At 41.4% G+C, this 18911-nt stretch carries 15 protein-coding genes; 9 read left to right on the top strand and 6 right to left on the bottom strand.

The genetic code is table 11. From position 1 onward, the window contains the following. Positions 1–50 precede the first annotated feature (50 nt). The 3 genes from AACU25_RS32605 to AACU25_RS32595 form a co-directional block, all read right to left on the bottom strand. Positions 51–1496 (bottom strand): NAD(P)-binding domain-containing protein, encoded by a 1446-nt coding sequence (locus tag AACU25_RS32605; protein ID WP_096582807.1) that lies wholly within the window; start codon positions 1494–1496, stop codon positions 51–53. 70 nt (positions 1497–1566) lie between these two features. Beyond that, complete coding sequence (locus AACU25_RS32600) at positions 1567–2754, bottom strand: acyl-CoA dehydrogenase family protein (RefSeq protein ID WP_096582805.1); 1188 nt, start codon at positions 2752–2754, stop codon at positions 1567–1569. A gap of 31 nt (positions 2755–2785) precedes the next feature. Next, positions 2786–3580: an ATP-binding cassette domain-containing protein gene (locus AACU25_RS32595; RefSeq protein ID WP_190445673.1), complete on the bottom strand. Its 795-nt coding sequence runs from the start codon at positions 3578–3580 to the stop codon at positions 2786–2788. 651 nt (positions 3581–4231) lie between these two features. Between AACU25_RS32595 and AACU25_RS32590 the strand changes: the two genes are divergently transcribed. The 6 genes from AACU25_RS32590 to AACU25_RS32565 all read left to right on the top strand — a co-directional run bounded on the left by AACU25_RS32590 (position 4232) and on the right by AACU25_RS32565 (position 10011). Beyond that, on the top strand, positions 4232–5281 hold the full coding sequence (locus tag AACU25_RS32590; RefSeq protein ID WP_096582803.1) for an LLM class flavin-dependent oxidoreductase: 1050 nt from the start codon (positions 4232–4234) through the stop codon (positions 5279–5281). 24 nt (positions 5282–5305) lie between these two features. After that, the gene (locus tag AACU25_RS32585; RefSeq protein WP_096582801.1) at positions 5306–6121 is read left to right on the top strand and encodes a hypothetical protein; all 816 of its coding nucleotides are present in this window, start codon (positions 5306–5308) and stop codon (positions 6119–6121) included. A gap of 184 nt (positions 6122–6305) precedes the next feature. After that, positions 6306–7208 (top strand): MetQ/NlpA family ABC transporter substrate-binding protein, encoded by a 903-nt coding sequence (locus AACU25_RS32580; RefSeq protein WP_190445674.1) that lies wholly within the window; start codon positions 6306–6308, stop codon positions 7206–7208. A 192-nt stretch (positions 7209–7400) separates the two neighbouring features. After that, the gene (locus tag AACU25_RS32575; protein WP_096582797.1) at positions 7401–8378 is read left to right on the top strand and encodes a methionine ABC transporter ATP-binding protein; all 978 of its coding nucleotides are present in this window, start codon (positions 7401–7403) and stop codon (positions 8376–8378) included. Beyond that, on the top strand, positions 8378–9034 hold the full coding sequence (locus AACU25_RS32570; protein WP_096582795.1) for a methionine ABC transporter permease: 657 nt from the start codon (positions 8378–8380) through the stop codon (positions 9032–9034). Before AACU25_RS32575 ends, AACU25_RS32570 begins: the two co-directional genes overlap by 1 nt. A gap of 146 nt (positions 9035–9180) precedes the next feature. Beyond that, positions 9181–10011 (top strand): MetQ/NlpA family ABC transporter substrate-binding protein, encoded by an 831-nt coding sequence (locus tag AACU25_RS32565; RefSeq protein ID WP_321206620.1) that lies wholly within the window; start codon positions 9181–9183, stop codon positions 10009–10011. 146 nt (positions 10012–10157) lie between these two features. Here AACU25_RS32565 and AACU25_RS32560 read toward each other — a convergent pair whose 3' ends face one another. After that, positions 10158–11507 carry an oligosaccharide flippase family protein gene (locus tag AACU25_RS32560; protein ID WP_096582791.1) on the bottom strand — a complete coding sequence of 450 codons (1350 nt, stop codon included), beginning with the start codon at positions 11505–11507 and terminating at the stop codon, positions 10158–10160. Positions 11508–12122: 615 nt separating this feature from the next. Between AACU25_RS32560 and AACU25_RS32555 the strand changes: the two genes are divergently transcribed. From AACU25_RS32555 to AACU25_RS32545, 3 genes are all read left to right on the top strand, one after another. Next, positions 12123–12395 (top strand): hypothetical protein, encoded by a 273-nt coding sequence (locus tag AACU25_RS32555; RefSeq protein WP_096582789.1) that lies wholly within the window; start codon positions 12123–12125, stop codon positions 12393–12395. Positions 12396–12460: 65 nt separating this feature from the next. Then, a complete protein-coding gene (locus AACU25_RS32550) occupies positions 12461–13888 on the top strand; it encodes a cytochrome c oxidase subunit I (protein ID WP_321206621.1) in 1428 nt (475 codons plus the stop codon). Positions 13889–14065: 177 nt separating this feature from the next. Beyond that, positions 14066–14668 (top strand): cytochrome c oxidase subunit 3, encoded by a 603-nt coding sequence (locus AACU25_RS32545; RefSeq protein WP_045867837.1) that lies wholly within the window; start codon positions 14066–14068, stop codon positions 14666–14668. A gap of 373 nt (positions 14669–15041) precedes the next feature. Here the strand turns inward: AACU25_RS32545 and AACU25_RS32540 are convergent, their stop codons facing one another. Together AACU25_RS32540 and AACU25_RS32535 are read right to left on the bottom strand one after the other, a co-directional pair. Then, positions 15042–15281 (bottom strand): hypothetical protein, encoded by a 240-nt coding sequence (locus AACU25_RS32540; RefSeq protein ID WP_096582786.1) that lies wholly within the window; start codon positions 15279–15281, stop codon positions 15042–15044. A gap of 245 nt (positions 15282–15526) precedes the next feature. After that, positions 15527–18781, bottom strand: a complete 3255-nt coding sequence (locus AACU25_RS32535; protein WP_096582784.1) for an efflux RND transporter permease subunit — start codon at positions 18779–18781, stop codon at positions 15527–15529. Between the last annotated feature and the right edge of the window lie 130 nt (positions 18782–18911).

The following is an 18911-nucleotide window of genomic DNA, read 5'->3' as shown; positions in this document are numbered from 1 at the left end:
CTTGCAACTTTCCGCAAAATCTAAAATCTAAAATTGCTTCGGTCATTTCCCTAGTACCCAGTCCCTACCTTAGCTGGCTGTTTCCAAACTGCTGCGGCGTACAATGAGTCTTCAAAGTCGGGGGCGATGTTATTACCAGTAATGCGTGCTTCATGCTGTTCCCAATCAGCGAAGAATAAGTCATGGCTAATGCAGGACACTATTGCAGGTATGTCTCGGCGAATGCTGGGTACATCACCAATTGGTAGACCAAAGCTGACAAAACCAGCCGGATTGAAGACATGAATATTTTTCAGGTGTGGTGCAGTACCAGGTACTTTCTCTAAATATTCGTGGGCTTTGCCAAGGTAAGGGTGAGTACCTAAATCGTCGTCGAGCTGTTCGGTTGGTGGCTGATAGCGATCGCGCCATAGGGCAATATGCTGTGAAAAGTCGGCTAGTTCGGGGCGCTTTGTCGGGTCAACAAAGTAACCAGTACCTGCGATCGCAAAATCAAACTCAAAAACATTATCGTTTACCTGGGCGACAATGCGATTGCCTTGATCCTTTGCAGATTTCCAAGGTGCAGACAGGTGCAGGTAAAAATTAGAAAAAGCGATTACCCTTTCTATTGCATCAGGTGGTGGTGTCGAACCTACTTGCCGAAATCGCCAAGCTTGAAACCAGCGAGCTGCATCGGATAGTTCTGGATAGTTGAAGTAAGCACCGGGATAGCCACGCACGCGATTGATTGGTAAAGATGCGATCGCATCTCTCCGTGCGAATAGATGTACTTCCTTGGCTCCTGATTCCAACGCTACCCCAGCCGCATCAAAAGCAGAAGCTGCCGCACCCAACACTGCGACAGTTTTACCGCGCAGTGCTTCAAAGTCAATTAAATCAGAGGTATGTGCATACAGTGTACGTGGTAAATCTGTTAGTACTGGAGGTATGTATGGGCCACCAGTACCAGCCACACCGTTAGCAAAGATAATTTTGCGTGTAGTCTCCACCTGCGGTACACCGTTTACCTCTAAGTGCAGGCGAAAGAAATCATCAACAGGTTCAACTCGCACCAACTTTGTTTGGTATCGCACAGAAATACCCAGAAACTGCCGATACCAGCTGAGGTACTCAGCCCAAAGTACTCTCGGAATCCGGTCAATTGCTGCGTAGGCCTCTGCACCATGTCGCGCTTCATACCAGGCTTGAAAAGATAATTCTGGTATCCCTAATTCTGGGCCAGGTAGGTTTTTTGGTGTGCGGAGCTTTTTCATCCGCGCTCTTGTTAACCACACGCCAGCCAGAGCTTCGTCCTTAGCTGCATCAATGACAGTTACGCGACCAATACCTGCACGCCGTAATGCAAATGCGAAGACGCTACCGCTACCACTACCACCTACTATGGTGACATTGTGGTCAATGCCTGGGCGATCGCTCACCCAGTTGTCGGGATCGGGGCCAATTAAACGTAGTGCCTCGCGCGCACGAAAATCGAGGTCTGTTGTTGTTGTCATGTCAATTTCCCGTTATGGATTGGAGAGCAGAGGGAGACAAGGAAATAAATTCCCATTACTAATTACCCAATTAAGAATACTGAGTAATAATTGGTAACTCTTGATTGAGTACCCAATTACCAATGTGATTGAGTTTGTAATCGACTGGATCGTGGAGGGTGAAGGTGCGTAAGTCACGCCAGTAGCGGTCAAAGCCGTATTTAGTAGCTGTGGATCTAGTACCAGTGACTTCAAAGATGCCGTTGGTAATATTTAACCCCACACGGGTAACCAAAGCTTTAGCGGAGAAAACTGCAATTGCCACTTCTCCTCGTTCTTCAAAAGTCAAATCAGCGCCTTTATCCCAAGCTTGTTGCACTTGGGCGGCGGTGCGATCGCTCAACGCAATGGCAGCTTGCAGTTCTGCCCAAAATTCGCCATAATGCCGCAAAATATACGGGTCTTTGCTGGCGCTGTCTACTCCAGAGGTAATCCAAGCTCTAGTTTGAGTTTTGGTGTATTCTTTCGCCGCAGCTAATGCGCCTTCGGCAATCCCTAAATATATGTAGGTTTTGGTTAATTGAGCGATGATTCCCAAAAATGTACCAAAAGCACTATCAGTAGGATGAGGATATCCCAGGATTTCATCTTTTTTTACCAATACATCATGAAAGGTGAATGTGTCGCTATCTGTGCGACGTTGTCCGATGTTATCCCAATCTTGGTTAGAAACTACCCCAGGTCTATCTTTAGGAATCACAAACAACCAGGGCACTTCTACACCATCTTGGAGGGCAGAGAAGACACGCAAATCTGCGATCGCTACACCAGTACCAAAGCTTTTTACTCCATCAACCCGGAAATTTTCGCCATCAGGAGTAATTTTCAGCCTGGTATCTCTTGTATTAATCGCATTTGCCCAAAAGAGATTTTTTTCGGCTGTTTCGCGATAATATCTTGATTTTTGCTCTACTGTGCCCGAAACATGAGCTAAAGCTGTCAAATTCAGGTGATTGCCATACAACTGGCCAATAGAACCATCTGCTGTTGAGAGTTGTTGAATCACTTTAAAAGCTTCTGCCCAAGTTGCACCAGTACCGCCATATTCTTGGGGTACGACTAAAGGTAGTAAACCACTTTCTTGCAACAGTTGAATTTCTACATCTGGAAGTCCGGCTTTTTGGTCTCTTTCTACTGCAGTAGCCGTCAACTCTGCAGCTATCGAGGATGCTATAGAAATCCAATCTTGAGATTCTTCTTTAGCTAATAGTTGTACCATCGCCCCTCTTAATTACGAATTAGGAATTGTTCTAAGCTGCTTCCGAATCAAGGGCATAATCAGACGCGTGATCGCTTTCTTGTCTGGTCATTACCCGTTGTAAAATCTTCTCAACTGTCTTGGCAAACTCTGCATCTCCCCGAGAACGAGGGCGGGGAAAATCAATCTTGACATCCAGACCAATTTGACCATCTTCAATCAAAACTACTCTGTCTGCTAACACTACAGCTTCTTCCACATCATGAGTAATTAACAGGGCTGTAAATTGCTGCTCCTGCCATAAATTCTCTAATAATTGCTGCATTTCAATCCGTGTTAAGGCATCCAATGCCCCTAGAGGCTCATCTAGCAGCAATAGCGAAGGATTGCTAGTCAAGGCTCTTGCTAACGCCACTCGTTGGCGCTGTCCCCCAGAAAGGACAGATGGCCACTCATGCGCGCGGTCTTCTAATCCCACCGCCCGCAGCACTTGTAAAGCTGTCTGCCTTACATAAGCTTTAGAGTTAGAACCCAGTAAGCCTAGTTCCACATTTGCTATGACTCGTTGCCAAGGCAGAAGTCGCGGATCTTGAAACATCATACGGATGGTGGGATTTATTTGCTGGTGGGATTGTTCATCATTCAAAAACACACCACCTGCACTCGGTGCATCTAAGCCGGCAATTAGCCGCAGCATTGTACTTTTGCCGCATCCACTACGACCAACAATAGCCACAAATTCGCCTGGCTTAATTTCTAAATCAATATTTTGTAGAACTGTTTTTGTCCCAAAAGACTTGCTTAGTTCTTTCAACGTCAAGTGCATTCCGCGTGTTTCCAATGCCATGCGATAAAACCTCCTAATCTATGAGTGATTGTCTGTGAATATAAATGTAGAAATTTTGCTTACTGCTATCTTGAAATCTCTACTCATGAGCCATCAATGTTGCGTTTTTTGCTCTCTTAGGTATATCTCTAAATAGAGATAACTATATAAACTACGCAGTCTCAAGCAATTACAATCGGCATTGTCACCCTGAGTTATAAAAATAAGCTTTTGACCTACAATCCTTAGCTAAGGAACATTAATCTTTGGCATTTTTGCCATGAGATTTTATGCAAATTTACGCAATCTAATTAAAAATACAGTAACTTGGTAGATTTTTAGTATTTTGTTAAAGAAAGTTTCACATATTGAACAACAAAAGGCAAGGGTTTTCGGTCAAGAGTCAAAAGCCATAGATTATTTCCCCTTCACCAATTACCCATTCCCCATTACCCATTCCCTAATTCCCAACCCCCACCTACTGACAATTACAAATTTTCTTTACTTCACCCATTGCTTTTGTCAGCTATTTGTGAAATTATTATATACCAATACTACGGTAAATTGGTCAAAAAACCGGAGTTTATTCAAATTCATCAAATCAAACGTTCAAATTCCTGTCCCGCTTAAATTTCAGCACAATTAGCCTCTAGTATAAGAGGGTGTAGAAATATGCCTCAGCCACGATACGGGATTTGGATTCCCGTTTACGGCAATTGTGGCGCGATGAACCACCCGTATGAACCCCGTGATGCTAGCTATAACAGAGCCAAGCAACTCATCCAACTAGCAGAAGCCTATGGGTTTACCACCACTCTCATCGCCGAACACATTATCAATCCGAGAAATCAAGAATTAGACCAGCTAGAGACTTGGACAACCGCAGCCGCCCTAGCAGAAGCAACTAAATCTATAGAAATTATCGCCGCTATTAAACCTTTGCTATTTCATCCAGTAGTGTTGGCGAAGATGGCATTAAATATTGATGCCATTAGTGGTGGTAGGTTTGCAATTAATTTAATTAGCGCCTGGTTTATGCCGGAATTGCAAAAATCCGGAATTCCTTTCCTACCTCATGATGAACGCTATCGCTATTCCCAGCAGTGGATGGAAGTGGTAAAAGCTTTATGGAGTGGCGAAAAAGTTAATTATCACAGCGAATATTTTCAAATTAGTGATTTATGCTTGCGTCCGCGTTCTATAGCGCAACCTCATCCCCTTGTATATCTGGGAGGAGAATCAGATGCAGCGAAGGATTTGGCAATGGAAACAGCAGATGTATTCTTTCTCAATGGTCGCCCCTTAGATGTCATTAGGGAAACTATTGCTGATGTAAGAAAGCGGGAACGAAAAAAACCCAATCCCCTGCGGTTTGCGATGTCAGCTTTTGTCATTGCGCGTCCTACTGATGCAGAAGCCCAAGCCGAATATGAATACCTGCGAGAACTCGCCCAACAAGACGACAGAACCGAACTGATGAAAGGCGTGGAACCCGATGTAGTCATGTTCAAGAATATGGCGAAATATCCAGGGGTGGGAAGTAATGGCGGTACAGCGGCTGGGTTAGTTGGTAGTTATGACACTGTAGCCGCCAGAATTGCAGATTTTGTGGAAGTTGGTGTAGATACTTTCATGCTGCAATTCCAACCTTTTCCCCCAGAAATGAAACGTTTTGCTGAAGAAGTAATGCCACGAGTGCGATCGCGAGAACTAGTAGCTTAATCTGCAATAATCAAGGAAGGCTTTATGACTGCAACCTTAACGCGCCCAGCTTGGACAACTGATTTTGAAATTGAAACCATTGATAAAATCATTGCCAAACACGCCCCAAATTTTCCTACTACTCGCGTTCAAGAACCGCGACAACTAACCACAGCAGAAGAGTTTGAGAAGTTCTATCGATTCCGCATAGGTGGCGCAGCCCACGACTTGTATATTGTTCAAGTTTGTAGCAAGATTATTGACCAAATACCCGACCCAGACTTGCAACTATTTTTAAGTCGTCAAATTGGTGATGATGGCGCACACGCCCAATTTACGCGTCAGCGAGTTTGGGAATTATCTGGACAAGACCCTACAAAAAAAATTGTTCAAGAAGTCCAAAATCACTGGGAATTTATGGGAGATTTACCAATTCGTAATTGGTTGGGTTTCATAGCTTTTGAATTACACTATGAACTGCATATAGTCGCCCAGTTAATTTTAAACAGCCGTACTACAAAAATTGTCGATCCAGTGACTTCTAAATTTGCCAGTCAAACAATTTTACCTGATGAAGCCGTCCACCGTTTTGGAGTTTTAGCTTGGTGGCAAAGTAAATATGATAAAGCCTCACAAACAGAGAAAGCAGAAATTGCAGCGCAGTTATTAGAACTCGACGAAGAGGGACAAAGGCGACGCAATCCTTATTTGCAAAAGCATTGGCAGATTGTCCACGATGCGACTGGTGCAGAAATTGCAGGAATTGGAGTAATTTATGATGCTTGGCGACGGGAAGTACTGTCTTACTTTCTTGATATTCCCATTGCCGAACTTCCTCAGCTTGTGAGTGTGAGCGAGTGACGCGTACTGTTTGAAAACGTGTTCTCTTTGTTGTTCCCCCTAATTTTAGGGGGATTTCTCAAAATCTGTAATTAAGAAAAAACAATACATTTTGTAGGGTGTGTTGTCGGGTAGCGCAACGCACCGGCTGAGATTGTCCTCAGGTCATTTGTGTCTGGATTTATCAATCCATTAAAGTGGGATTTTGTCAATATTTAAGAGAGGCGATCGCATGAATATTCAACGTCGATTCTTTGTTATAGCAACTGCATCTTTTATAGCTACGGTAACTAGTTGTAGTTCACCCCAAAATAACGGTACAACGACGACAGCAACTAATCCTACTGCAACAACTGCTGCAAATACTGTTGCAACCGGAGCAAAAGAAAAAATCAAAGTCGGAGTTTCGCCTGTTCCCGCTGGGGAGATTTTAGAATTTGTGAAAAAAAATGTCGCACCAGAAGCAGGGTTAGATATTGAAATTGTCACTTTTAACGACCCCGTGCAAAATAATACTGCGTTAAAAGATGGACAAATTGATGCCAATTACTTCCAACATATTCCCTATATGGAAGATTATGACAAGCGCAAAAACCTCAAAATGTATGCTTTTACTCCTCAAATTCATTTAAATCCTGTAGGGATATTTTCTACCAAACATAAATCTTTAGCAGAAGTTCCTAATAAAGCTTTAGTGACAATTCCTGATGATGTTAGTAACGCTCATCGCGCCTTAAAGGTATTAGAAGAAGCAAAGCTAATTAAACTCAAACCTAATGCTCAACCAGCCAGTCCCAAAGATATTATTGAAAATCCGAAAAATTTGCAAATCAAAGAGATACCTGGATCGCAAGCAATTCCCACTCTCCCTGATGTAGATTTAGCAGGAATTACAGGTAATTGGGTTGTGCAATCTGGGATGAAAACAGATAAAGATGCTTTAGCATTAGAGTCGGCACAAAATCCACTTTATGCGGTGACTGTAACCACATTAGCAGGAAAAGAAAGCGATCCGAGAATTCAAAAACTGCATAAATTGTTACGCGATGACAAAGTAAAGCAATTTATCAAAGATAAATATCAAGGTGCTGTACTTCCTATTCCTTAATTTCTTCTTTGCGCCCTTTGTGCCTTAGTGGTTCGTTTTTTCTTTTTATAAACACACTGTGAACAAAAGATATAAATCTCACGCAAAGGCGCAGCGAAAAGTCGGAGCGGAGGTTTCCTCCGATCTGAACTTTTCAAGACAGAGACGCAAAGAATATAAAAAATTAACTCGTATATATGGAGAAGTTTGTAAATGATAGAGTTTATTGATATCCGCAAAATATACCACCAGGGCGAACACAAAATAGTCGCTTTAGATGGTGTAAATCTACACGTTAAAGCAGGTGAAATATTTGGCGTATTAGGACAAAGTGGCGCAGGTAAAAGTACATTAATTCGCTGCGTTAATCAATTAGAAAAACCATCATCTGGTTATGTAAGAGTTAACGGACAAGAAATCACATCTCTTAGCGGCGTAGCTTTGCGTCAAGCACGCCAGCGTATAGGAATGATTTTTCAACATTTTAATTTACTCAGTTGTAGAACTGTAGCTGAAAATATCGCTTTCCCTTTGGAGGTGATTGGTTATAGCAAATTGCGACGCAAAGCTAAAGTTGAAGAATTGCTAGCATTGGTGGGTTTGGAAGGTAAAGCCAATGCTTACCCTGCACAACTTTCTGGGGGACAAAAGCAACGGGTGGGAATTGCGCGCGCCTTAGCGGGAGAACCAAATGTATTACTTTCCGACGAAGCAACATCAGCCCTCGATCCCCAAACGACACGTTCAATTTTAGAACTATTACGTGACTTGAATCAACGCATGGGATTGACGATTTTGCTAATTACTCATGAAATGGGTGTAGTTAAACAAATCTGCGATAGCGTGGCGATACTCCATGCTGGTAAGGTTGTAGAACAAGGTAGCGTTAGCGATTTAGCATCCCAACCTGATTCTTTATTAGCTAGAGAGTTCTTTCCCCGTTCTCATAACTATATACCTCGTCCTGGGACAGTTTTGGCAACAGTCGCATTTGCTAATGAAAGTGCGAGAAATTCTATATTTACTACCTTGACGCGTCGTTTTGATATTGATGTGAATATCCTCAATGGTAGCGTAGAAACTGTAGGCGATCGCCGTGTCGGTCAGTTTCAAGTTGAACTTGCAGGGATTAAGGTAACGCAAGCTTTGGAATACTTACATAACTCAGAATATGCAGTTGAGGTGCATTAATGCAAGGATGGGAATTAATTAACAGTTTATTGCTCGCAAGTCAGGAGACTTTTTACATGGTGGGAGTCTCCGCCGTTGTCGCGATACTTTTGGGTTTACCTGTGGGTTTATTGTTAGTAATGACTAGCCCTGGTAATGTTCTCTATGCTCCCAAACTCAACAAAATATTAAGTGCAATAGTTAATACTGGGCGTTCTTTTCCATTTATTATTTTACTTGTAGTCCTCACACCTTTAACACGATTAATTGTTGGTACTTCTATCGGTAGTACCGCCGCACTTGTACCTTTGACTCTCGCCGCGATTCCCTTCTTTGGGAGGATTGCGGAAACTAGTATTCTCGAAGTTGATAAAGGGTTAATAGAAGCAGCAGAAGCAATGGGTTGTGACTATTGGCAAATTGTTTTGAAAGTTTTGATTCCGGAAGCGTTACCCTCGATTGTTTTGGGGGTGACAATTTTAATTGTGAGTCTCTTGAATTCTTCTGCAATGGCTGGGGCTGTTGGTGGCGGCGGTTTAGGTAATTTAGCAATTCAATACGGCTATCAACGGTTTGATGTGGGAGTCATGTTTGCCACAATTATTGTGTTGATTTTGCTAGTACAAATTATCCAGTTTTTTGGTGATTTGTTAGCACGACAGTTGCGGAAGAAGTAACTTTTTAACGTAGAGAAACGCAAAGTTAGCGCGGAGGTACGCAGAGTTTTTTAGAGATACTTTGCTAGCTTCTCTGTGCCTCGGCGTGAGATTTTAATGAATTTTAAAAATATTTTTTTATGAAGAAGCAGCAGCATCTACTTCCCTTGACAAAAACTAATCGCCGTTTTTTCCTGACAGCAGGAAGTGCATTTACTGCTTCACTTGTTGTTGCAGGTTGTAGCCGAATTTCTGGAACTGTAGCCAAAACTGAACAAGAAGAAATTATTAAAGTTGGGGTGACTGGGATAGTTTCCGAAGATATTTTGAAATTCGTTAACAAGAATCTTGCACCTCAAGAGAAATTAAAAATTGAGGTAGTAAAATTTAATGACTGGATACAGCCTAATACAGCATTACGAGATAAGGTAATTGATGCTAATTTCTTTCAGCATAAACCTTTTATGAATAATGCTGTGAAGGAACTTAAAATTAATTTAGTGCCGTTGAATACAATTTATCTCAATACTCTGGGCCTTTTTTCTAAAAATCTTAAGTCAGTGAATGAAATTCCTCAAAATGCCACTGTCACCATTGCTAACGATGTAATTAATAATGATAGAGGGTTAAGATTATTAGCAGCTAATGGTTTAATTAAGTTAAAAGATAATATTGGCGAATTTGTGACGCAAAGAGATATTGCAGCTAATCCTAAAAGTTTGAAAATTAAAGAAGTAGAAGGTGTCCAAGTTGTCCGAGCGATTAATGATGTAGATTTCATCGTTTCTTCGGCTCAAACTGTTGCTTTAGCGGGGATAGAACCTAATTCTATGGGAGCAGAAACAGTTAAGGACAAAAAATATGCTCTTGCTTTAGTCACATTGCAGGGGCGAGAAAATGAAGAAAAAATTCAAAGGTTAAATAAGCTGCTTATAAATCCCCAAGTTAGAGATTTCATCAATAAAGAATATAAAGGTAGATTAATACCAGTTTTTTAGAGAAATTAGCTGAGATAAAACTTCGGTTTATGGCTATCATTTCTTTTGCATTTATGCTTTCAGGATGACAATTAGGGGAAAAGACAAACCTTTAAACTTTCTCCTTTCCCCTAAAACTCTAAATAGTTCGGATTAATTGCGCTTCCTTACGTTACAGATTCATTTTCTCTATCAAACAGAGTGTAGAAAATTGAAGGACGCACACCAACATATTTAACAACTAAAGCACCTAGCCAAATATTCCAGACAATCATAGTGAAACTTGTTGCTATAGCTGCCCCAGTAATATTAAATATGGGAATTAATATCGCATTCAAGACTATATTAAGTAAGGCACTAACAACAATTACAGGTAAGGATTTAGTTTGATGACCAGTCATAATCATTAAAATCCCTACGGAACCACATAAAGCATTTACCATCTGTCCCATAATCAGAATTTTTAAGGACAAACTAGCTTCAATAAAACCTGCACCAAACAGATTGAGTATTGGTTGCGTAAAAGTCATGAGTAAAATTGTCATAGCGACAGTCGGCCAGAAAATCCAATTAGTTACGCAAGAAACCACTTTTTGTAATTCTGGAATGTCACCTTTGGTATACAAAGTTGTAAATACAGGTGCAGCTACCATATTCACAATTTGTAGAACAAAGCTTGTCCAGGCGGCTGTTTTCACGGCTGCGTTGTAAATACCTGCTGCTTCCGGGCCAATAAATGAACCAATCATTACTGTATCTGTTTGGCTTAAAATTCCAAAAGATGCTTGTTGAATTAACAAAATGACAGCAATATTTAACCACTCACGGTAAGCATAGACTGGCGTTGCTGTTTCAAAGTTACTGTGTAATTTCTTCCACAATAAGTATAGTTGCACGACAACGATCACCATAAACATACCGGAAGCGATCGCAATCATTGGTACGCTAGTCAAATAATCTTGGGTTTGCATAAATACAAATCCACCAACCAGCACCAAAACAGGCCAGATAATTTGTGATGGGATAAAGGCTACAAGAATATCTTCCATCGCCCTTCCTGTTTCTTGTTGGAACCTAGCCAAACTCTGTAGTAATACTAATCCCATCCCCAACAGTAGCGGAGTTGCATAGACAAAACTATGGTAATAATTAATAACTAAAATTGTCCCAGTAGCGCAGATAATCAACAGTAAACTGTTGGAAAATACGAGTAACCAACAACCACGCACTAAACCTTGTAAACGTCCCCATTCCTGCTTAACTCGGTATTCAGGAAGCAAACGCAAAACCGTAGTAGGTAAACCTAATTCTGCTGGGACTGCCAACAATAACGACCAAGACATGACATATTCATAAATGCCATATTCAGTTCTTCCCATCCACTGCGCCAGAAATATTTGCAGGAGATATATCAGAACTAAACCAGTCACTTGAATGATTAAAGCCACAATAGTATCTTTAGCCAGTTCAGCTAATTGAATGCTTCCTGACCTTTGCGAAACTGACAAGTTTGTCATAATTACCACCTCACCACAGGAGGAGATTTGTTAATAATTGAAAAACTGAGAGGCGATAGCTCAAGATTGAGTCTGATGTAACTGAGACAAGCTTTGACTTTTTATATTGCAGAGTAAAGTTGATTATTGGGAGAATTATTAATTGATAACAACTCAGGTATAGGTATAACCAGAGTTAAGCTAACGCCCGTCTAAATTGCATAACTACTAATCAGGGCTGTTAACAGTCAACAGTCAACAGTCTACATTGGAGAATTCAATCATTAGTTAGTTGGGTTTAATTTCACTCTAGCCAACGTCAAACTTCGATATTTACGACCCCCTTTTACGGTGATGCGTACTGAGTATTAACCTGGGATCGATTGGGATACATAATCTTGAGATATTGACTGGTAAAAACATTATTTACATCTGCCTTTTACCAGCCAAAATTTTCCTATCTAAAAAGATGCTGAGAGGAAAATTTATATTTTTTCTCAGCATCTTAAAAGAGTATAAATTTTTCTGTTCAAGCACATTGAAGCAGGAATCAAAAAAAAATAGATATTAAAAAAACTACATATTTTTTTAATATTTGTAAAAAATACTTATTTCGCCAACCCTGTATGGAATGTTATGACTCATACAACTATTCTCGAATCCTTAGCAACAGACGAATGGTTTATTGATAGTCCTGACTTACGTGAGTTTGTAGCGATCGCAAAACAAATTCTCTCATACACAGAAGGCGATCGCCAAGCAACTCTCAATACCCTAGAACCCCATTTTGCAAGACTTCTAAAAAAACAAGATTGGTTACCAGAACAATTCGCCCAACCTAATCACCATAGCGGTTTAGGCGGTGGCATTGGACAACTGACTTTTACCAATTTTCAGCATAATTTCTAATTGACAAAAACAAGATTATCTTAAAATATCACCGATGAATGCTCCCCGTCTTGCAAGATCTGTGGGTGTCCCTTGTACGCTCATCTTTAGTTGGTTTTGCTAACTATTTAGTGCCCTTAATGATTGGGGCACGAGACATGGCTTTTCCCCGCCTCAACGCCGTCGCCTTTTGGATGGTGCCAGTAGTCGGGATTCTTTTGATGGCCAGCTTCTTTGTCCCAGGTGGGCCAGCCCAAGCTGGATGGTGGGCTTATCCTCCAGTTAGCTTGCAAAACCCCACAGGTCACCTAATTAATGGTCAAGTTGTCTGGTTGTTGGCAGTAGCAATATCTGGTGTCTCCTCAATTATGGGGGCAGTTAACTTTGTCACCACCATCGTCAAGATGCGGGCACCAGGTATGGGCTTCTTTAAAATGCCCCTATTCGTTTGGGCAGTGTTTAGCGCCCAAATTATCCAACTTTTTGGTCTACCTGCCTTGACAGCTGGTGCAGTCATGTTGCTACTAGACCTCACTGCTGGCACAGCCTTTTTTGACCCCAGCAGAGGCGGGAACCCAGTAATGTTCCAACATTACTTCTGGTTTTACTCCCACCCTGCCGTTTATGTGATCATTCTGCCCATCTTCGGCATCTTCTCCGAAATCTTCCCTGTTTATAGCCGCAAACCTTTATTTGGTTACAAAGTAGTTGCGATTTCCTCTCTGTTAATTGCAGTCGTTAGCGCCATTGTTTGGGTACACCATTTGTATGTCAGTGGTACACCTGCTTGGATGCGGATGCTGTTCATGGTGACCACAATGTTGGTATCTGTACCGACTGGCATTAAGGTGTTTGCTTGGGTAGCAACAATTTGGGGTGGAAAGATGCGCTTAACTACACCCATGTTATTTGCCTTGGGTGCGTTGATCATGTTCGTCTTCGCAGGTATCGTTGGCATTATGCTTTCCTCTGTACCTGTAGATGTTCACGTCAATAATACCTATTTTGTAGTTGGTCACTTCCACTATGTCCTATTCGGAACAGTGACAATGGGCTTGTATGCAGCCATCTACCACTGGTTCCCCAAAATGACCGGACGGATGTACTACGAAAGCTGGGGCAAATTGCACTTCTGGTTAACATTCATTGGTACTAACCTCAACTTCTTACCCATGCACCCATTAGGATTGCAAGGGATGTTACGCCGGATTTCTTCCTATGCACCAGAGTATGAATTCTGGAACATCATTGCTAGTCTTGGCTCATTTCTCTTAGGAATGTCTACCTTACCCTTCATTTTCAATATGGTAGTTTCCTGGATGCATGGTCAAAAAGCACCTGCTAATCCTTGGCGCGCTATTGGTTTGGAATGGTTGGTTGCTTCACCACCACCAGTAGAAAACTTTGAAGAAATCCCCATCGTTATCAGCGAACCCTACGGCTACGGTAAGTCTGAACCATTGACTGCTAACATTAAGGCCCCGTCCGATTCCGCCTACAAGCCGTTCGCTTGAGGTAAGTAATTTTTAACCGCAGAGGAAGCAGGATTAACGCTGAGTAACGCAGAGTTTCATATCTCTGAGTCCTCCGCGTCCTCTGCGGTTCGTTTATTACCCTCTGCAATCAAGGTGTTGACTACTTTGTCTCCACTCAGCACTCATTACTGAATTTGGTTAAGGAGAATTTCCGCAATGGACAGTTATCTCACTTCTGGGGAGTCGCATCACATAAGTGGTGAACATACCCACGACGAAGAAGGCAATAAGATGTTTGGCTTCATCGTCTTCTTGCTATCAGAAAGTGTTATTTTCCTAAGCTTTTTCGCTGGATATATTGTTTACAAAATCACCACTCCTAACTGGCTACCGGCTGGTGTCTCTGGATTAGAAATTAAAGACCCCGCAATCAATACAGTGATTCTGGTTTCCAGTAGTTTCGTGATTTACTTGGCAGAACGAGCTTTACAACGTCACGATTTACTGAAATTTCGTCTGTTTCTTGCAGCTACAATGGCTATGGGTAGCTACTTTTTATTAGGACAGGCGCTTGAATGGCACAGCCTCGCCTTTGGTTTTACTTCTGGCGTTTTCGGTGGGATGTTCTATTTGCTCACCGGCTTTCACGGTTTGCACGTACTTACCGGGATTTTGCTACAGTCGATTATTCTGGTACGCTCTTTTAATCCGGGTAATTATGATACTGGTCACTTTGGTGTCAATGCCACTTCATTGTTTTGGCACTTTGTTGATGTGATCTGGATTGTGTTGTTTATTCTGATTTACATTTGGCAGTAATCTGCAATTACAATAGTTTTCCTCCCAGAAGTAAAGCATTCTTGATTTAATTCCCAGGCTGAACCATAGCAAGTAGTGAATTAGTGAGATATACAAGTAAGGGTACAACAATGTTGCACCCTTACAAATTTAATAAATTTAATAATGATGGTTGTAAAAAAGAACCACATTCGCATTTTTGAGTTTGTAACTCAAGTCTATAAAACAGGTTAAGCTAATCAGCATTTAAGTTGCATGACTTGGGCGGGCAAGATGCCCAACGCCACTTGCTACAACGCGGGGAACCCTCGCAACACAGTGGCTCCCCCACAAGAGATTGATAAAATTTAATCAGCAAATTAGATATGTTTTAGCTTATTTCAATCAGTGATGGCTAATTTAACTTTGTCCAGTGCTGTTGTTGACCTTTGAGTCGTAAGATTTGAATGTTGTAGAGACAATTATCAATAAGACTTTCATTATGCAAATTTTCTTCAATTGTTTTTAAATAATGCTCAATTTCTGCAGCCAATAATTTATTAGGCAGACATTTCAGTCTTTCACGCATTAAATCTATCCAGACTTCTGTTTCTTGTTGTTCTGGACTTGTAAAATGATGTCGCTCGTTCACCATTACCCAATGTTTAATCGATGACTAATCCGATAAATTCAATCATATCCTATGCATTATTAAAATGTGTAAGTATTTTCACTATAAATTTTTGATAAAGTAGTTTGATTGTTTTTAAGCACATCTTGTCTAATAAGGCTTTTACTACTATATGAAATTTTTAGCCTAGTACACAAGCTTTGTCACTGATGCGTTACGCTATCGCTAACGCATCCTACATGATTGCAAAAATCAAATCTGAGTAATATTTAATTGACAATTGCAGAGGGAATAGGGATAGCTTTTTGTTTTGATTTTTTACCTCGCCAGACTTTGTAATATAAAATGGGTACGGCTGAACGCGATAATAATAAAGAAGCGACTTCACCAGCCATTAAGGAAATTGCTAATCCTTGGAAGATTGGGTCAGTTAAAATAATTGCGGAACCAACTATTACGGCTGCTGCTGTGAGTAACATTGGGCGAAAGCGCACTGCACCAGCATCAATTACTGCCTCTTCTAAAGGGATTCCTTCTTTCAGACGCAATTCAATAAAATCTACTAAAATAATTGAGTTTCGCACCACAATTCCGGCTCCGGCAATAAAGCCAATCATAGAGGTAGCGCTGAAAAATGCTCCCATTAGCCAGTGGGCTGGCATAATTCCTACTAGAGAAAAGGGAATTGCTGCCATAATTACTAAGGGAGTAATAAAGGATTGGAACCAGCCAACTACGAGGGCATAAATCAACACTAAAACTACAGCAAAAGCAATTCCTAAATCGCGGAATACTTCAAAGGTAACGTGCCATTCCCCATCCCATTTAATGCCAAATTTTTCTGTAGTTGGGGGTTGTTCGGTGAAGTGGGTAGTAATGTTATAGCCTTTAGTATGGGAGAGGTTGTCTATTTGAGATTGCACATTGAGCATGGCATAAACTGCACTCTCGACTTTCCCAGCAACATCAGCCGTGACATAAACTACAGGCTTTAAGTTTTTGTGATAAATACTGTGATTGGCGGTGGTCTTTTCAGTTTGAATTAAGTCACTGACAGCGACTAAATTACCATTGATTCCCTTCATTTTTAAAGATTTCAGGTCTGCCAAACTGGTGCGATTTGCTTTATTTAACCGCAAGTTAATGGCGATATCTTCACGAGAGTTGGCATCATGAAGTAAACCCACATTTTGCCCAGAAAGAGCAATTTGTAATACTTGAGAAATTTGCGCTGGGCTAATACCATTGAGGGCGGCTTTTTCTCGTTGAATTACTAATTGATATTCTGTTTGTGGTGATTCCATGTACCAATCCACATCCACAATATCAGGGGTATTTTTATAAATTTGGCGGATTTGTTGAGCTAGTTCAATTTGTTTTTCATAATCTGCACCGTAGACTTCGGTAACCAAAGTTTGCAACACTGGCGGCCCTGGGGGTATTTCCGCTACTTGCACACGACCGTTATACTTATCAGCAATTTGCTTGAGGTGGGGGCGGATAGCTTTAGCAATATCATGGCTTTGCCGATTACGTTCCCCCTTCGGTAAAAAGTTCACTTGCATATCTGCAATATTGGCACCAGAACGTAAAAAGTAATGTCGCACCAAGCCATTGAAGTTGTAAGGTGACGCAGTACCAACATAACTTTGATAGTTTGTGACTTCTGGTACTGTGGTGAGATATTGCCCCATTTCTTTCGTTACCCTAGCCGTCTGTTCTAGGGTTGTCCCTTCTGGCATATTGAGGACAATCTGCAATTCGCTTTTGTTGTCGTAGGGTAACATTTTCAGGATAACTAACCGAAATCCCGCTAATCCCAAGGCTGCGATTAATAACGCCAGTGTCACCGCAATAAAGGCGTTTCCCCATTGACGACGCGCAATTAACGGCCCCATGAAGCGGCGATAAAGCCGACTGAGAAAGTCTTCTTCTTCATGTCCGTGATTGTGACTATTGTAATTGCCAAAAAAGCGCATCGTTGCCCAAGGCACAACAATAAACGCTACTAACGCGGAGAAAATCATCGCCGCAGACGCACCCAAAGGAATTGGACGCATATAAGGCCCCATCAATCCACCGACAAATGCCATTGGCAGAATTGCCGCAATTACGGTTAAAGTCGCCAAAATTGTGGGATTTCCTACTTCGTCTACAGCTTCGAGAACAATTTTTTGTAGCGTCTTTTGGCGATTGTGCGATAACTGCATTCGGGTTTTGTTTTCGGGAAGTTGCAAATGACGACCAACGTTTTCTACAACCACGATCGCATCATCAACTAAAATACCAATAGAGAAAATTAACGCAAAAAATGTTACACGGTTAAGGGTAAAGCCATAAAATACAAAACTAGCTAGGGTTAGCGCCAAGGTTACAGGGATGGAAACTGCCACCACCATTGCCTCTTTCTTACTCAGTGCAAACCACATGAGAACTGTTACAGAAATTACTGCAATACCCATGTGGACTAACAACTCGTTAGAACGTTCGGCGGCGGTTTCGCCATAATCCCGCGTGACTGTTAGCTGTACATAGTTGGGGATGTAATTGTGCTGAATCTCCTTTAACTTGTGCAATACGCGATGGGAAACTTGAATTGCATTTGCTCCCGGACGTTTGGCGATCGCAATTGTTACTGCATCCGCTTCACCCTGTTTCTTACCCTGTCCGAAAAATACATAACTAGCGGGTTCTTCTGCACCATCACTAACAGTGGCGACATCCCGCAAATATACAGGTTGATTATTCGCCACACTCACAACTAAATTTTGTGCATCTTCTGCCGAGCGAATAAAGCTTTGCGTTCTAATTAATAATGATTGATTATTTTGGCTCAAAGCACCGCTGGCTAGTTCTGTATTTTGTAACTGTAATGCTTGGGAAATATCTAAGGGAGTTAATCCGAAAGCATTTAACCTAACTGGGTCAACTTCGATGCGTAACTGTCGTTTTTGACCACCAATTAAAGTTGTTTCCGATACATCTGGCACTTGCTTGATTTGCTCATCTAATTGAGCCGCAATTTGCCGTAAATCGGTAGCGTTGGCTTCATTACTCCACAAAGTGAGCGTTAGAATCGGGACATCATCAATGGCGCGAGATTTAATTAATGGCTGAGAAACACCAGCCGGAATTTTATCGAAGTTAGCATATAACTTGTTATAAAGTTGAACAATAGCATCTTCGGTTTTTTGCCCTACATAAAACCGGACAATGGCGACAGATGAACCAGGGCTAGAAGTAGAATAAACATACTCGACACCAGGTAATTCTTTAATTAACTTCTCCATTGGAAAAGTAACCCGCTGTTCTACCTCTTTAGCAGTTGCACCAGGCATTTGCACGAATACATCTGCCATTGGAACTGTAATTTGCGGTTCTTCTTCGCGGGGGAGAATTATCGTTGCCCCAATGCCTAATAATAATGAAACTAAAATAATGAGGGGAGTTAATTTAGAGTCGATAAATTTTTTGGCTAGTTTGCCAACAAAACCAAGTTTGGATTCTGAACTTTTACCGTTCATAAAATATGCAGTTTTGTGAGATGGGGAAGATATAAACGAACCACGTTCGCGAAGCGTCTCGCAGAGAAGACGCGAAGAACACTAAGGAATAAGAGGAGAAGAGAGTTTTTAATTCTTTGCGCCTCTGCGC

The organism is Tolypothrix tenuis PCC 7101 (assembly GCF_963874875.1).
GTDB classification, from domain to species: Bacteria; Cyanobacteriota; Cyanobacteriia; order Cyanobacteriales; family Nostocaceae; genus Aulosira; species Aulosira tenue.
This window is presented reverse-complemented; position numbering and strand designations above follow the sequence as displayed.

Excerpts from the sequence above, each read along its gene's own strand:
- AACU25_RS32540 (WP_096582786.1), bottom strand. The coding sequence starts at position 15,281 with ATGGTGAACGAGCGACATCATTTTACAAGTCCAGAACAACAAGAAACA.
- AACU25_RS32595 (WP_190445673.1), bottom strand. The coding sequence starts at position 3,580 with ATGGCATTGGAAACACGCGGAATGCACTTGACGTTGAAAGAACTAAGC.
- AACU25_RS32535 (WP_096582784.1), bottom strand. The coding sequence starts at position 18,781 with ATGAACGGTAAAAGTTCAGAATCCAAACTTGGTTTTGTTGGCAAACTA.
- AACU25_RS32585 (WP_096582801.1), top strand. The coding sequence starts at position 5,306 with ATGACTGCAACCTTAACGCGCCCAGCTTGGACAACTGATTTTGAAATT.
- AACU25_RS32590 (WP_096582803.1), top strand. The coding sequence starts at position 4,232 with ATGCCTCAGCCACGATACGGGATTTGGATTCCCGTTTACGGCAATTGT.
- AACU25_RS32605 (WP_096582807.1), bottom strand. The coding sequence starts at position 1,496 with ATGACAACAACAACAGACCTCGATTTTCGTGCGCGCGAGGCACTACGT.
- AACU25_RS32560 (WP_096582791.1), bottom strand. The coding sequence starts at position 11,507 with ATGACAAACTTGTCAGTTTCGCAAAGGTCAGGAAGCATTCAATTAGCT.
- AACU25_RS32545 (WP_045867837.1), top strand. The coding sequence starts at position 14,066 with ATGGACAGTTATCTCACTTCTGGGGAGTCGCATCACATAAGTGGTGAA.
- AACU25_RS32575 (WP_096582797.1), top strand. The coding sequence starts at position 7,401 with ATGATAGAGTTTATTGATATCCGCAAAATATACCACCAGGGCGAACAC.
- AACU25_RS32570 (WP_096582795.1), top strand. The coding sequence starts at position 8,378 with ATGCAAGGATGGGAATTAATTAACAGTTTATTGCTCGCAAGTCAGGAG.
- AACU25_RS32600 (WP_096582805.1), bottom strand. The coding sequence starts at position 2,754 with ATGGTACAACTATTAGCTAAAGAAGAATCTCAAGATTGGATTTCTATA.
- AACU25_RS32555 (WP_096582789.1), top strand. The coding sequence starts at position 12,123 with ATGACTCATACAACTATTCTCGAATCCTTAGCAACAGACGAATGGTTT.